The organism is Leptolyngbya sp. AS-A5 (assembly GCF_039962495.1).
Classification (GTDB): Bacteria; Cyanobacteriota; Cyanobacteriia; order Leptolyngbyales; family Leptolyngbyaceae; genus Leptolyngbya.
On the sequence record NZ_JAMPLL010000014.1, the window covers coordinates 99,338 to 113,984 of the forward strand.

General features: G+C 47.9%; 19 protein-coding genes. 4 read left to right on the top strand and 15 right to left on the bottom strand.

Features of this window, described 5'->3' with window-relative positions:
- Positions 1–11: 11 nt before the first annotated feature.
- From NC980_RS16645 to gvpA, 6 genes are all read right to left on the bottom strand, one after another.
- Entirely contained in the window at positions 12–455 is a 444-nt protein-coding gene (locus NC980_RS16645) for a gas vesicle protein GvpJ (RefSeq protein ID WP_190377537.1), read from the bottom strand.
- A gap of 25 nt (positions 456–480) precedes the next feature.
- On the bottom strand, positions 481–828 hold the full coding sequence (locus NC980_RS16650; protein ID WP_190377538.1) for a single-stranded DNA-binding protein: 348 nt from the start codon (positions 826–828) through the stop codon (positions 481–483).
- Positions 829–864: 36 nt separating this feature from the next.
- Complete coding sequence (locus tag NC980_RS16655; RefSeq protein ID WP_190377539.1) at positions 865–1,224, bottom strand: gas vesicle protein; 360 nt, start codon at positions 1,222–1,224, stop codon at positions 865–867.
- 24 nt (positions 1,225–1,248) lie between these two features.
- A complete protein-coding gene (gene gvpN, locus NC980_RS16660) occupies positions 1,249–2,397 on the bottom strand; it encodes a gas vesicle protein GvpN (RefSeq protein WP_190377540.1) in 1,149 nt (382 codons plus the stop codon).
- Between the two features lie 20 nt (positions 2,398–2,417).
- On the bottom strand, positions 2,418–3,308 hold the full coding sequence (locus NC980_RS16665; protein WP_190377541.1) for a hypothetical protein: 891 nt from the start codon (positions 3,306–3,308) through the stop codon (positions 2,418–2,420).
- Between the two features lie 102 nt (positions 3,309–3,410).
- Positions 3,411–3,629 carry a gas vesicle structural protein GvpA gene (gene gvpA / locus NC980_RS16670; protein ID WP_190377542.1) on the bottom strand — a complete coding sequence of 73 codons (219 nt, stop codon included), beginning with the start codon at positions 3,627–3,629 and terminating at the stop codon, positions 3,411–3,413.
- Positions 3,630–4,021: 392 nt separating this feature from the next.
- Between gvpA and NC980_RS16675 the strand changes: the two genes are divergently transcribed.
- A complete protein-coding gene (locus NC980_RS16675; protein ID WP_190377543.1) occupies positions 4,022–5,179 on the top strand; it encodes a putative N-acetylmannosamine-6-phosphate 2-epimerase in 1,158 nt (385 codons plus the stop codon).
- Between the two features lie 134 nt (positions 5,180–5,313).
- Here the strand turns inward: NC980_RS16675 and NC980_RS16680 are convergent, their stop codons facing one another.
- Complete coding sequence (locus NC980_RS16680) at positions 5,314–6,249, bottom strand: serine hydrolase (RefSeq protein ID WP_190377544.1); 936 nt, start codon at positions 6,247–6,249, stop codon at positions 5,314–5,316.
- A gap of 26 nt (positions 6,250–6,275) precedes the next feature.
- On the opposite strand from NC980_RS16680, the gene NC980_RS16685 reads away from it, so the two are divergent.
- Together NC980_RS16685 and NC980_RS16690 are read left to right on the top strand one after the other, a co-directional pair.
- Entirely contained in the window at positions 6,276–6,920 is a 645-nt protein-coding gene (locus NC980_RS16685; protein ID WP_190377545.1) for a C40 family peptidase, read from the top strand.
- A 1-nt stretch (position 6,921) separates the two neighbouring features.
- Entirely contained in the window at positions 6,922–8,061 is a 1,140-nt protein-coding gene (locus NC980_RS16690) for an alpha/beta hydrolase (RefSeq protein WP_190377546.1), read from the top strand.
- On the opposite strand, the gene NC980_RS16695 is transcribed toward NC980_RS16690, so the two are convergent.
- The 3 genes from NC980_RS16695 to NC980_RS16705 are packed head-to-tail and all read right to left on the bottom strand — an operon-like array spanning position 8,054 to position 11,049.
- The gene (locus NC980_RS16695) at positions 8,054–8,626 is read right to left on the bottom strand and encodes a Uma2 family endonuclease (RefSeq protein WP_190377547.1); all 573 of its coding nucleotides are present in this window, start codon (positions 8,624–8,626) and stop codon (positions 8,054–8,056) included. The genes NC980_RS16690 and NC980_RS16695 overlap by 8 nt on opposite strands.
- A 29-nt stretch (positions 8,627–8,655) precedes the next feature.
- Positions 8,656–9,606: an alpha-E domain-containing protein gene (locus tag NC980_RS16700; RefSeq protein ID WP_190377548.1), complete on the bottom strand. Its 951-nt coding sequence runs from the start codon at positions 9,604–9,606 to the stop codon at positions 8,656–8,658.
- Positions 9,607–9,618: 12 nt separating this feature from the next.
- Positions 9,619–11,049, bottom strand: coding sequence for a circularly permuted type 2 ATP-grasp protein (locus NC980_RS16705; protein ID WP_190377549.1), 1,431 nt, complete (start codon positions 11,047–11,049; stop codon positions 9,619–9,621).
- 157 nt (positions 11,050–11,206) lie between these two features.
- Between NC980_RS16705 and NC980_RS16710 the strand changes: the two genes are divergently transcribed.
- Positions 11,207–11,740: a zinc ribbon domain-containing protein gene (locus tag NC980_RS16710; protein ID WP_190377550.1), complete on the top strand. Its 534-nt coding sequence runs from the start codon at positions 11,207–11,209 to the stop codon at positions 11,738–11,740.
- Between the two features lie 113 nt (positions 11,741–11,853).
- On the opposite strand, the gene NC980_RS16715 is transcribed toward NC980_RS16710, so the two are convergent.
- The 5 genes from NC980_RS16715 to NC980_RS16735 all read right to left on the bottom strand — a co-directional run bounded on the left by NC980_RS16715 (position 11,854) and on the right by NC980_RS16735 (position 13,983).
- The gene (locus NC980_RS16715) at positions 11,854–12,225 is read right to left on the bottom strand and encodes a phage holin family protein (RefSeq protein WP_190377551.1); all 372 of its coding nucleotides are present in this window, start codon (positions 12,223–12,225) and stop codon (positions 11,854–11,856) included.
- A 43-nt stretch (positions 12,226–12,268) separates the two neighbouring features.
- A complete protein-coding gene (locus NC980_RS16720; RefSeq protein WP_190377552.1) occupies positions 12,269–12,460 on the bottom strand; it encodes a YqaE/Pmp3 family membrane protein in 192 nt (63 codons plus the stop codon).
- Positions 12,461–12,529: 69 nt separating this feature from the next.
- Positions 12,530–13,087, bottom strand: coding sequence for a hypothetical protein (locus tag NC980_RS16725; protein WP_190377553.1), 558 nt, complete (start codon positions 13,085–13,087; stop codon positions 12,530–12,532).
- A gap of 35 nt (positions 13,088–13,122) precedes the next feature.
- A complete protein-coding gene (locus tag NC980_RS16730) occupies positions 13,123–13,389 on the bottom strand; it encodes a YkvA family protein (RefSeq protein ID WP_190377554.1) in 267 nt (88 codons plus the stop codon).
- Positions 13,390–13,584: 195 nt separating this feature from the next.
- Positions 13,585–13,983: a hypothetical protein gene (locus NC980_RS16735; RefSeq protein WP_190377555.1), complete on the bottom strand. Its 399-nt coding sequence runs from the start codon at positions 13,981–13,983 to the stop codon at positions 13,585–13,587.
- Positions 13,984–14,647: the final 664 nt, after the last annotated feature.

The window sequence follows — 14,647 nt, forward strand, 5'->3', positions numbered from 1 at the left end:
TGAATCGGGGGCTAAAGGGGCTTGGATGTGAGAACCAGTTGGAGTTTGGCGTGAATTAGATCAATGTCAGCAAGTCCCAAATCGAGATCACCTTGCAGCACTACGCCTGTATTGAGTAATCGATCGAGCAGTTCCAAAATTGTGGGACTCGCTGATCGTTCACCCGGATAGTAACCTCCAGCTTTTGGTAATAACGTGCCCACTTCGCCCAGATCAATATTCAAATCTGCCGGATCAATCTCAAAGATTTCGCACATCTGCACGACTTGTGCCTCTAGTTGGCGCAAACTTTCCGCCGCTCGATCGAGGTCGCGATCGCTCAGTTGTCCGTTGTCCATGCGTCGGATCACTTGTGCTTCCATCAGTTGACGAATCAGTTCAACGACGGTCAACAGCAAGGGTGCGAGTCCTGATTTGTTTGAGGTGGGGGTGAGTTGGCTTGATTGGGGGGACACGGGGGGCTTTACTCCTTATCGATCGCTATCGCAAACTCCGCACAACATAATCGGGGAGCGATTCCGCCTCAGCCGAATCTTTGAATGTAATTAACTTCAGGTAACTGGTCTCATCGCCCTCACCTTTGCCATTTGCGCGAGAAAACCAAATTGCTGCTCCAAACTTGCGGTTTTCGCCACTGCGACGGGTGTAGACATGACCACACCACACCACTTTGGTAACACCATGCTCATCCTGACTAATCGGAGTTGCCCCAATCTTTGACCAATCAAAGTCCTTGTAGTTCTTTAACGGACGTTGCCAATTTGGGGGATTGTTACCTGCCAATACTTTCATGACAAGCAGCAGTTCTTTTAGAGTGTCGTCGTTCATGGCGATGAGTAGTAATTCTGATCTATAGCTATTATGCTACAAATCCTCAAGCAGTGATTCTAGAGTGTTCGTCTGCGTCAATTTTTTCGGCGCTGAGCGGAGGGCCGCGAGTTCTTTTTCCAGCGTGTCAACGCGATCGAGCAGTCGCTGATTCGTTTCGATTAATTCTTTTGGAGGCGAACTGAAGTGGGGATTGTTTTCCCACCAGTTGATCCCCATTTCTTTGGCTTTATCGACGGAAGCAATTAAAAGCCGAATCCGAATCGTCAGTAGCTCGGTGGTGGCAACGGAAACGGAAATGTCTCCCGCGATCACGATTCCTTTGTCTAGAACGCGCTCTAAGACATCGGCTAACGTTGATCCGGTCGCAGTGGGCATGGATTTCTGACTGCTCATTCTCTGACTGCTCTGGGTTGTGAGTTACGCTTCGGATTGGACAGGTGCAACCGCAAAAAAGCGTCGATCGCGATGAATCACAAGTTCTTGAGCCACTAACGATCGCAGCGCTTCTAAAAGTTCTGTCCGAGCCAGACTAAACTCGCTTTCAAGCTCAGTAAGTCCTGCTCCGTCTAATCGCAGTAGATAGCGATAAATCTGCTGTTCTTGAGTCAAGTGTTCAGTGGGCTGATGTGGCAATCCATCGAGTAGTTCTGCTACTTGCGAGGTCAGCGATGGCGGCTCCACCGCGCCGATCATTTCATTCAGCAGTTCCCAGAGTATTTTAGTTGCATCTTCAAGGGGCAGGCTCGCTCGCGACAGCAAGACATCCGAGCAAATATCCCGAAATTCCGAATCTTCAGGCAGAACAGGGATATTGTGTTCCTGGCAAACTTTCGCAATCACTAATGCCGATCGCAGTCCTGATGCTTTGTCTGCCTTGGTTTTTTGCCGAAACGATCGGATTAATCGCACGATCAGGGCTGCACTGAGCCGCTCAATTTCGGTCTTCTGAATCAGAATCTCTTGCTGGGTGAGTTCATCCGGTTCTGGAATGTTGATCGTCACCAGTCGATCCATTAGCGCATCCTGAGTCGAATGCACACCGCAATACTCTTCCGGGTTTGAGGTCAAAATCGCTCGAAACTGGGGATTGACGCGGATATATTCGGTTTGATTGCTCGTCGGAGGCAGCACTAAAAGCTTTTCTTCTAGGGCGGAGAGCAAGACGTTATTCACTTCGGGGCGCGATCGATTGAATTCGTCGTACACCAGCGTAAAACCTTCTCGACAAGCCAGAGTCAATCGCGAATCGACCCAAGTATGCTTCATCTCGTCTTCGACTTTGACGACGCTGTGAATGTAGTTATCCACCACTTTCTTTCGGGTGTATCCTGCTTGTGCCCCGATGAGATCCGAGCTTTTTGAGTCGTCATCTCCATACATCAGCATGATCGGGCGCGATAACAGGTCTGCTAAATGTAGCGCTAAGGTCGTTTTACCGACTCCGGCACAGCCGCGTAAATGTACAGAAAAACCGGATTGCAAATATCGCAAAGCGCGAGTTGCAATCCGTTCGATCGCAGGGGTACTGACAAAACGGCGGGGGCTGGCTCTTAATACAGTCGTCACGGGGGCAATCCTCTACTGGTTTAAACTGGGGTGGAAATCAAATACATCCGATCGCGCTGCGTAATCTTGCCTTGCTGAATTAGCGATCGTAGTCCTTCAACCACTTGAATTCGGGTCATACTGAGCGCGGACTCAAGCTCAGTGAGACGAACGCTTTGCATGACTTCGATGTATTCGTAAATTTTTTCGTTGATCAGGGTTTTGGGTGAAGTGGGAGAGGTGGGGAGTGGGGAGTGGGGAGTTTCACACAGAGCAGGCTGAAGCGCTTGATCGCCCCACATCGTTTGAGCGAGATTGGCGCGGAATTGTTGAAGCTGCGATCGGAACTCTGCTAATTCAGCGAATAATTGAGTCATTTCAGCTTTGCGATCGTGCTGGGCTTGTAGGGCTTTTTCTTGCCGCTCCAATGCTGCATCCGTGAGAAATGCGGCTACATCAGAGCGCAGTTTCTCCACAAAGCAGGTTAAATCGCGAGTGAGTTGAATTCGTTGTTCAATCCGCGCTCGATGTGCGGCTTCTAAATGCGATCGTGTCTCGGTTTGCAATCTTTGAAGATCGACTTGAATGCTCTGTTGAAGCGAGGTTACAGTCTCGGTAAGCGTTGCTCGGAATTGGTGTAAGTCGTGCCTCAACTGCTGCGAAGCTAAGTCACGCTCGGCATGAGCGATCGCAAGAAATTCCTGAGTCTGTTGGTGGAGGGATTCACAGTAGTTTTGCAGGGCTTCGCGCCGTACACGGGCATCGTGCGATAGTGTTTCCCGAAATAAACTCAGATCGCTGCGGAGTTGAGATGCCTGCGCTTGACGCTGCTTCTGCGTATCTTGTAAAAGCAGCGAAACGGCTTGGCGACGTTGCACGACCTGTTGAAGTCGGTACTGCCGTTGCTGTTGCCAGGAGTCTTTAAAAGCCATTGCGTTTAATATGATGAATCGTGCAGTTTGCAAGCCTAGAAAACTGGGGAAGCCCGATCGATCCCCCAGTCAACCAGGATCTAGGAGCGATGAATTCGCATCCTATGCAGCAGGAACCGCTGCTTGAGCAGTCAATCCGACCGCTTCAGCATATTTCAGGTAGGTCTCGACCGAAGCGATTACAACTCGTGCTTCAACCGCCAACAGTTCGATGCCGACGAGTGAAACGCGCACCCAAGCATCGACCACAATTCCTTTGTCGAGGATACGATCGACCACTTCTGCCAAGCTGGATGAGGAGTTTACTTTTTCAACAGCCATGATGTAGTTCCGTGTTGAGTAGGGTTGAATGCGGTAGCCCTGTTAATTCAGACATTAATTCAGCGACTTCCATACTTAAGATGCACAGGAAACAACTGTGGACAACTAAGAACAAATACGGAATCTGCATAATGCAGCGATGCAAGCCTCAGCAGTCATACGGATGAAACAAAGCGCTAAAACGGTATTCGCGCATCGAATCTGCCACTTCTGGTAACAAACCCTGAGAAAAGGGAATCAGTTTAAAGCTGTGACCCCAAGTTTGAGCAGAAGCATAGAGCTTTAGTCATTTGATCAAAAGCGCGACGCAGTTTATATTGATACGCAAGGAATTCTCAGGCTTAAATTTCTTCATCGCAGCAAAATCTATGCGATTAGCACCGATTTAGTTCATGACAAACCGCTTTGCCCAACTGGTCAAAACAATGGAATACGGGCTAATTGTTTCTTGTCAAGCCCCGCCTAAGTCTCCCCTCCGGCACCCCTCGATTATTGCAGCCCTTGCAGAAGCCGCGATCGCTGAGAATGCCGTTGCCGTTCGAGTTGATACACCAGAGCATATTACTGCGGTACGTCAGCGCGTTTCTGCCCCTATGATTGGACTGTGGAAGCAGTCTGTTCCAAACTCTGAAATCTATATTACGCCTCAATTTGCACATGCTTGCGCGATCGCTGAAGCTGGGGCTGATTTGATTGCGATCGATGCGACGCTGCGCGATCGCCCCGAACCGGTCGCCACTTTAATCGATCGCATCCACACTGAATTAGATAAACCTGTGGTGGCTGACGTGGATACCCTAGAAGCGGCGATCGCTGCTGCTGAAGCTGGAGCCGATTTCATCGCAACGACGCTCTATGGCTATACCCCAGCCACTCTACAGCAAACACCCCCAGCGCTTAACCTGGTCAGCCAACTCGCGGAGAAGTTAGACACCCCTATTTTGTGTGAGGGCGGTATTGCATCTCCTCAGATGGCAAGACAAGCGCTTGATCTCGGAGCTTACGCCGTTGTGGTTGGCACTGCAATTACTGGCATCGAAGCACAAGTGCAGGCATTTGATCGAGCATTACGGCATAAACCTCCGGCGCTTTTGATTAAGCATGATGAGCGGTATCATTTTGCGCTGTTCTCGCAAGAACATCCTTCTTATCGCAGCTATGTGCGATCGAAACTGCGGCAATACAACGCAGAAAGTACAATCCGGGATGGATGTTTTGAGCAAGGGGCACTGCGGGGAACGCCGATTGAGATCTTTCTGCTTGACGATCGCCAGAAAATTAGAGCTGGAGTAGTTGGGCTAACTCGGTGGAATTGGTTGCTGATTGAAACACTTTGGGTCGAGGAGTCGCTGCGTCGTCGGGGATTTGGCAAACAATTAATGCTGATGGCAGAACGAGAAGCAAAACGGCGCGGCTGCACGGAAGCGATCTTGGATACCTTTAGCTGTCAAGCAAAGGGATTTTACGAAAAACTAGGCTATGAAATGTTTGCTCAAGTCGATGACTATCCATCCGGCTATAGCTTCTTTCAGCTTAAGAAGGAACTCTAGCATAGCCCCAAAAGAGAAATAGCCCCCTTGCGGGAGCCGAGTTATGGTGATTTGACTCTAGGACACATCGTAATTTTGACCGGATTTGGGATGAAAATCTGTAGCGATCGTTGCTCAAAAGGGGTGCGATCGTCCTAAATCTCTTTCATCGCTTCGCTAATTTGCTGGGTGACAAATGGCAAAATCGCTGCATTGTTGCTATGAGACTTGCCCTCAGTAAAGATAACGAGCAAAAAAGGCTGTAAGTCGGGAAGTTCAACATAAGCTGCATCGTGGCGCACTCGGCTCATTAATCCGGCTTTTGACCAAACTTTTGCCGTTTGGGGAACACCGCCGCCGATAAAGCCAACCACTTGGTTTTCGGGATCGGCTTCGAGGTCAGATGGATTGAGCGATCGCTGCATCAGCTCCATCATCGAGCGCGATCGTTCCGGTGTAACGGCAACGCCACCGACGATGCTATGCAATAATCTTGCGGTTGCATTGGTTGTGAGCATGTTGCGATTGTCAAAGTTCTCGCCGTAAAACGATCGCTCTCGTCCGTAAGGGCCATCACACCAAGTTTTTTGATTCACGTTAATTGTAGTGAACTCTGACCAGTTGAGCGACTGAAAATAACGGTTGACGATGTTGCGCTGGTATTTCCAGGTTTCAAACGGGGCGGGAGGCAGTTCAGGCCCTCCGGTTGTGCCGCTTAGGACATCAACGACGAGTCCGGTTGCATCATTGCTGGAATCGACAATCATATCGCGCATGGCTCGATCGAGTTCGGCAGAGGGTGGAATCATGCCGCGTTCTAACCATTCATGAGCCGCGACCAGGTAAAACAATTTGACCACGCTGGCAGGGTAGATATTTTCAACTCCCCGATAAGCAAAGCCTCTGGGCGATCGTTGCCAAAACTCCTCCGGACGAATTGCGCCGCCAGTATTGACGAACACGGGCGAGTCATACACAATCCAGGTCATTGCAATTTGATTGGGAGCGAGTTCCCGAAACTCTGCCCAAGTCGCTTGCAAGACTCGATCTCCTAAGGTTTCTAACCGTTCGTCTTTGTGGAAAAAAGTCATACCCGTCTGAGTGAAATTTCTGTCTTATGCACTATCGCACGATTGCGAATCTCAATCTCTACGATTCACCGGATTTAACCCGATTGGCAACGCAAGCCGCGATCGGTCGTTATCTCAAAATTTTGTCAGATTCGCCGCTTCAGGTGATGACTTGTGAGGATGATTATCCGGGATGGCTTGATCCGCAGGATTTGAAGTTTTTGGAAGAAGCAGAAACTCCGTATCAATCGCCTGTATGGACGGCTCAGGAGGTTCGCGATCGTATTCCTGAAGTTATTGCCTTTACTCAAGCTGCAATGTCTGTTCCAAACGAATATCTATGGGGTGGAACGGTTGCACCGAACTATGATTGTTCTGGATTGCTGCAGACAGCATTTGCTTCGGTTGGGATTCGCTTACCAAGAGATGCTTATCAACAAGAAGCCTTTTTGCAGCCTGTAGAGGCATTAATTCCAGGGGATTTCGTGTTTTTTGGCACGCCTGAGAAAGCCACTCATGTTGGGCTTTATTTGGGGGACGATCGCTACATTCACAGTTCTGGCAAAGACAAAGGACGCAATGGAATCGGGATTGATCTGCTTTCGGAAGAGGGCGATGCTGTGAGTCGCTATTACTATTCGGTGTATCGAGGAGCAGGAAGAGTGATCTCTAGCTATATTCCCCAGCATTAAGATGAGTGTTCTGATTCTGATTTTCTGTTTCGTTAGCTTTTTTATTTCACTTTGGATTGTCATTCCGGCTCCGATTTTTTCGCTGTTGCCGTTGAGTGTGGGCGCACCAGAGATTAGTCATTGGCTGGTTTTGACGAATACGATCGCCGCTTTGCTTGCCTTATTTCGCCTCAAATCTCTACCAATTTTCATTGGAATGCTGCTTGCTCTGAGTTTGAGTCTGCTTCCTGCTGTACAGCTTCCCGCAACAGTACAAAAAGCGACAGCCGCGATCAAAGCCAGTTTAGGTGAAATTCGTGTTCTACCTAACTTTCGCCCTGCGCCTTTTGTTGTATTCGATGCGGTTCGCGGAATTCCTCAATCTGAGATTCGCCGGACTCTGAATATTGCGGTTGCAACCCCGGATAATGTGCCGCTCAGGATGAATGTTTATCGTCCGATGCAGTCTGGGAGGAATCCAGCGATCGTCATGATCTACGGTGGCGCTTGGAGAACCGGATCGCCAAATGCAAATGAACAATTTAGTCAATATATGGCAGCACAAGGATATACAGTTTTAACAATCGATTACCGACACGCGCCCCAATACAAATTTCCAACTCAGATTGAGGATATTAAAACTGGATTGAAATTCATTCAGCAACACGCAGATGAATACGAAGTCGATCTCGATCGTATGGCAATCATGGGACGATCGGCAGGCGGGCATCTAGCGATGTTAACGGCTTATGCGATTGATGCCTTTCCCTTTCGAGCCGTAGTTAACTACTACAGTCCTGTTGATCTCATTGAAGGCTATAACAATCCGCCTTTTCCTGACCCGATTGATAGTCGAGGAGTGTTACGCGCCTTTCTGGGTGGAACTCCAGTAGAGCTTTGCGATCTCTATCGCAAAGCTTCACCGTATCAACAGGTACGATCGAACCTTCCCCCCACATTACTCATCTATGGTGGACATGATCATGTGGTGCGATCGAGTTTTGGTCGTAGCTTGTATGAGAAATTGAAGCAAAATGGCAATACTGCAATATTCATTGAAATTCCCTGGTCGGATCATGCTTTTGATGCAGTCTTTAATGGAAGTAGTAATCAATTATCGCTCTACTATACTGAACGATTTTTAGCATCAATGCTTAAATAGTAAATTCAATGTTCTCGTACAAATCAGCGATTTTGATTTGAATGTTGAAGACATTCAAAGATATAACAGCATTTAAATCGCTGTATAGAGTGAGTAACCATTGGTGAGTACCCGTTTTAACGTAATGCTCAACCTGAACTTTGTACTGATCAATCAAAAGGTACTCGCGAAAAGATTCGATCGTGCGATATGACACACACTTCTCTCCGCGATCGTAGTCTTGGGTTGATTTCGACAGCACTTCCGCGACAAAACAAGGATTCATAACCGTATCGGTGCGTCCTGGCTGAAGCTGAATTGGCTTTTCCAAAACCATCACATCCGGATAAGTGTACAAAGACGAATCAGGAATCCAAAGCCGTTGATCGGTGGCAAAGACGCGATAGGGTTGTCTTCGTAATTCAGATCTTAAAGATGCGGCAAGCGCGATCGCTAATTCATTGTGATCCGGTGTTCCGCCCGTGATCAGAACAATGTCCCCGTTAACATAAGCGTGTCGCTCATGCGAGTTCAGTTCAAACTCCAGATATTCTTCGGGTGTTTTTTTCCCAGTTTGAGCAATCACGATCGCATGACTCCTAAACCCTTTGATTTCTAATTTACAGGCTGCATCGCGAAAAAGGTCTCAGAAAGCTTGATGCCAACTTCGTTCGTGCGGCGCTGTAAATTGTCGAGAAATTCATGCAGTCCGGATTCCATCACATCTGAAATCGTAAGGTAATCTAAGTCCGATCGCAGCTTTCCTAAGTACCGCTCAATTTCGGTATTCCAGGTTCCTTCAGGCGTTCCCGTGATTTGATGCAGCGAGCGTTCGGCTTGGCGAATACAATAGCGAATCGATCGAGGAAACTCGCGATCGAGAACTAAAAATTCTGCAACGGAAGTCGGCGTAATTCGGTGTAAGCCGCGTTTGCGGTACATTTCGTAGGCGCTTGCTGATCGCAGTAACGCGATCCACTGCAACTGATCTAACGTTGTGCCGACATCCTTCACTGAGGGCAGAAGAATAAAATACTTCACATCAACAATTCGACTGGTTTTATCTGCCCGCTCTAACAAGCGACCCATTAATCCAAAGTGCCACCCGTCGTTGTGGGTCATCGTGGCGCTGGCGACTCCAGCAAACAAATGGCTAGCTAACTTAACTTCGCTGAAAAAGGTTTGAAAGTTGAGCGTTTCTTCGTTTGCAGCATCGTTGACAAAGTGATAGAAGGCATTAATTTGCTGCCACATTTCGGATGAGATAATTTCACGAACCGATCGCGCATTCTCCCGCGCTGCATTCAGACAGGAAATAATCGAATTCGGATACGCTCGATCGAACGTCAGAAATCGAATTACGTTCTCTGCGCTCGCTTCTCCGTATCGTTCTTCAAAAATAGGCAAATCGCCTGTGGTCAGCACTAACGGCTTCCATTGTTGTGAAGTTCCGATCGGTGAATCTAGTAATAACGTCAAATTCACATCCACGAATCGCGCAATGTTCTCTGCACGTTCTACATATCGATTCATCCAGTAGATCGAATCTGCTACCCGACTTAACATCTTTTTAATCTCTCAACTCACAACCCAAGTATCCTTATAGCCGCCACCCTGCGATGAATTCACCACAAGCGACCCTTTCTTCAGCGCCACACGGGTCAATCCTCCCGGAGTCACATAAATATCCTCACCGTACAGAATGTAGGGGCGCAAATCTACATGACAGCCCTCAAACTCATCACCCATCAACGCGGGAACTCGCGATAAAGATAAGGTCGGCTGAGCAATATAGTTGCGTGGAGCCGCTTTAATCTTTGCTGCAAATGCCTCGCGCTCTGCTTGGGTCGATTGCGTTCCGATCAGCATTCCATACCCGCCCGATTCACTTGCAGATTTGACCACTAACTTGTCCAAGTTAGCGAGAACATGATCTAACTGCGATCGCTCCCAGCATAGATACGTGGGCACATTCGAGAGAATCGCATCTTCGCCCAGATAATACCGAATCATCTGCGGCACATAAGCGTAAATCACCTTGTCGTCTGCGACTCCGGTTCCGAGCGCATTTGCCAGCCCCAAGCGCCCCGATCGATACACCTCCATCAATCCTGGAACACCCAACAACGAATCTGGACGAAACGCCAACGGATCAATAAATTCATCATCAATCCGCCGATAAATCACATCCACGCGCTTCAAGCCTTTTGTGGTTCGCATCTGAAGATAGCCATCGGACACCACGAGATCGCGCCCTTCCACCAGTTCCACGCCCATCTGCTGCGCCAGATAAGAATGCTCAAAATAAGCAGAGTTATAAATTCCAGGCGTGAGTAAGACTACGGTTGGATTATCAATGTAATCGGGTGCAAGATTCAGCAAAGTTTCGAGCAGGTGGCTCGGATACTCTTCGACGGGCTGGATCTGCATTCGGTTAAATACAAGCGGCAGCGTACTTTTCATAATCCGCCGCCCTTCTAGCACATAAGACACCCCAGACGGGCAGCGCAAATTGTCTTCGAGAATGTACCACTCTCCAGTGCGATCGCGCACCAAATCCACGCCGCTAATGTGCGACCAGATGCCTTTGGGGGGCTTGAGATCCATGCACTGCTTGAGAAAACCTTGCGACGAATACACCACATCTGCCGGAATCACACCATCACGGACAATTTTCTGATCGCCGTAAACATCTGCGAGAAACTGATTCAGGGCATAAATTCGCTGCTTCAGTCCTTTTTCTAGGACTTGCCACTCTGAAGCCGCGATCGTCCGGGGCAAAATATCAAACGGAAAGATCTTTTCTGTTCCCTGATTGTCGCGGTACACATTGAAAGTCACACCCATTTTGAACAGCGCAATCTGAGCCGCCTGCTGCCGATGCTGAATTTCTTCAAGCGACAGTGAATTGATGCGATCGACGAGTGGAATCGCTTCCGGGCGAGGCGAACCCGGCGCATGGAATAATTCATCGTAAAAATGCCCCGGATCATAATTTGCTAGCTTCACAGTCAATCACCCAAACAAGCTACTTGATTAATAGGATTGTCTGAACTTTCTAAGCTGTAAAGCTGAATACGAAAATAGTCGTGCCAAAATCAAGAAATATGACAGAATTGCTCGATCGAAGGGTGAACGGTGCAAGGTGAAGGAGTGGAATTCTGCCATGATTGCGATGACTTATGTAGCAGATTTAGGACAAGGACAAACTTTAGCGATCGAGAATGCGAGAACTCAAACTGTGATTACTTGGGAAACCAAGAGCGCAGGACAGCAGCAAAGCCAGCAAATGAGTTTGTCGCTAGGCCAGTGGTCAGCCTCTCCGATCGTGTTTAGAATGTCTTTTGGTTTTATTCTGCAAATTGAGTCGAACCAACGTGCTTATTACATCCGTCTGCAAGCAAATAGCATTAGCTTATTGAGTGAAGTACCCTTGATGCTGGGAGCGCAGGAGATTTCGTTGCGGAATGTTGCAGCTTCTAGCATGAAAGTGTCAGAGATAAAGCCCTTAGAACCGCTCCGAATGGGCAATATGTCGATGCAGATGGAGCCGATGCAGATGAGCATGGGCGAGATGAAGATGAGTATGGCGACTTCTAGCAGTAGTAGTGGTGCGATCGCTCGCTACTGTCGCAACTGTGGCAGAGAGGTAGGAGATCGCGATCGGTTTTGTTCTCAGTGTGGTGCGAAGCTGAGTTAGGGGTTCTAAGTTCATTGGAAATGGCTTTCGTTGATAAAAAAAGCAGTGTCTTCGGCTAGCCAAAGACACTGCACCCTTGTAGAAATAGAACCATTCAAGTCAATTGCAATCTGTTACTGCTTAGCAGGCAACGCACCCATCCCTTTCTCCACAAAGTATCGATCGAGGAATGTGGTAGCAAAAGATAGAACCACAGGTGCCAGAATGAATGCAAGGAACCCGTGAACCGCAAAGCCAGGAACAAACAGTGAAGCCAGCCAGAAACACATCCCGTTAACAACGAGCGAAAACAATCCAAGCGTCAAGATGTTAATCGGCAAAGACAACAAAGAAAGCACAGGCTTAACGAAACTATTGACCAATCCAACCGAGACGGCAGCAATCAACGCAGCAGGAAAGCTTGCGATCGTCACACCCGGAATCACCAGATCTACAACGAGTAAGCCGAGCGCAGTGGTCAACATCGTGAGCAAAAAGGTAAGCATAGGAAGTTCTCCTGGGTAGATAGTTAAACAGAGTGAATCAATGCTAGACAGAGCCTGTAGGCTGATTGAGTTTTGCATCTGCCTTAGAAATTGCCCACAGTGCATGAATAATCCCAGGCACCCAGCCGAATAGTGTGAGTGCAATGCTGATCAATAGCGTAAAGCTAAAACCATAGGTAAGAAACACTGCAACAGGGGGCAGAAGAATGGCGAGGAGTAGTCGAAACAATTGCATAAAATTGTCCTCATCGTGAATGACAAAATCGTGAATGACAAAAATGGGTAAGACTCCAACCTTGATGACTTAGGTTCTATCCGACTGCTGCACTGTGCGAATGGCTGCACTCAGACGTTGCTTAATCTGCTGCCGAATCTGCTGTTCTTTGCGAGCCACCAAAGTACCTTGGTCTGCAACCTTAAGCTCGATTTCAGCTTGTTTCTGCTGCAATGGAGCGGTCTGGATTGTTGCTGCGTTGACTCTAGACTTGGCGTACCAGATTCGGAACTGTTCTAAACGCTGTTGAATAGTTGCGTATTGATTACGCAGCCGTGCATGATAAGCATCACCATAGCGATCGATTAGCTTGGCATCTAACTTAAGCAGCAAGCTTTTGATCTGCTTAGCAATTTGGGTTTGAGTAGCCGTTGTTCGGAAAGGCGCTTTGGCTGTCTTTGATGCAGCGTTTTGGCTGGCAGTTGAAGTCGTTTGTGAGTGTGTAGAGCTTTCATCTGTGCCTGCTTTTAGCTCTGTGATCACAGCTGCAGCCGCACTTTGAATGATTCTGAAAATTCTAGCGGTGCGAGTTTCGCTTTCTGCTTTGATTTCTTGCGCGTTAAGACGATCGTTCGGTTCAGTCATCATTCACCTTCCACCTAAATAAAGGATTGCTAATTGATTCAGTTAGCTGCGATCGAGTCGAGATTGCTCGCTTTAGCTTTGCGGTTTTTGAGTTGCTCAACCAGAATCTGAGAGACTTCGGCTGCTAATACACTCACCACAATGCCATCATCAATCCAACCAAGAACTGGAATTACATCAGTTGCAAAATCAATTGGGCTAACTAAATAAAGCAAGCTTCCGGCAATCACAATCCAACGATATTTAGAGTTGCGGAGAAGTGCGCGGTACCAGTTGTAGAGAGGCTGGGCGATGACTTTTTTCACTGAAGGACTCTTTCGACCGACAAGACTATCTTGACAGATCTAGAAGCAGCAGTCTGGTGTGGAAAACCCTTGAAGTTGGTGTATTCTTACGACCTACTGGCATTCCTGACAGCGCAGGAATTGAGATCAAAATAGGGTTGCTACGATCGTCGTAGCAACCCCGCGAACACTAAGAATTTAAGCGCAAAAAATAGCTTAACTCACAGGTGAAATCTTTAATACCTCATCTAATAGTTGTCTTGCTGCCTGCGCTTTTTCCAATGCTGCTTGATGATCGCTATGAGCGCGAACTAACCGCATTAAACCTCCAACTCCAGTTTTAAGCTGGTCTAACTCTTCTCCACTGACCAATTCCCCATCCAGCATTCTCAGCAGCAGGGGTTTGATGTCGCCTACTTCCTGCCGCACCTTTTGCAGCTTTTCAACGGTACTGAGCAGGGTTTTTAATGAGTTGAGAATTTCGTCAATATCTTGAGGGGCTTCTGCCGCATCGGGTGAGGTTTCGGCTGTCTCGATCGGCATCTCTACATCTTGTTCCTCTAAACCGATCGACGATTCCGGGGTCTCAGCTTTTTGCGCGTTCGTGCGTGGCATATCGTTGTTCCTACAGATAATTCCGAATTTAACTTGCTCAACTTACCTATTAAAGCATCGCGTTGTCTTTGTAGCCTCCTTCCTATTCCCACTCCCTACTTCCCCCCTTTCAGCACTCACAACTCAAACACGCTCGCCATAAAAACCTTCATCTCAGCTTAAAGGCTTGTTCATATTCTGCTTAAGTTATCTTAACGTTGACATGAAACCCTAAAGGATGACCGTAATTTCACCTGCAAATGTCTATTTCTTAGCCATTTACACTCGATTGATTTCGGTAGTATCACTGACTTGTCAGTTTCAGCATTCCATTTTACTCAGCCGTCAACGATCGAAGGCACAGGCTAGATTCAACCCAATCTAGCCTTAACCTGTGTAGCCACTCGTTAGTCATGCGTGGAGGTAGCAGCCTTCTGATTTGCGCTGAACGCAATATCTTCATCACTTAGCTCATTCGTTAAGCAGAAACTATGGCAGGCAATCACGTTATTTTTATCCATCCTGATGGAACAAGTCCGGCTCATTTTGCCTTAGCTCGATTTGTTGATCTAACCTGAGTTCGGGTTAAGCCGGGAGCAGCAGATTGTGGTCGAGCGCAATGGACGGTTTCTTCGGTTGATGGCAGTAGGCAATCAAGCCGCCGAGAATGTTGACAAAGCAATTG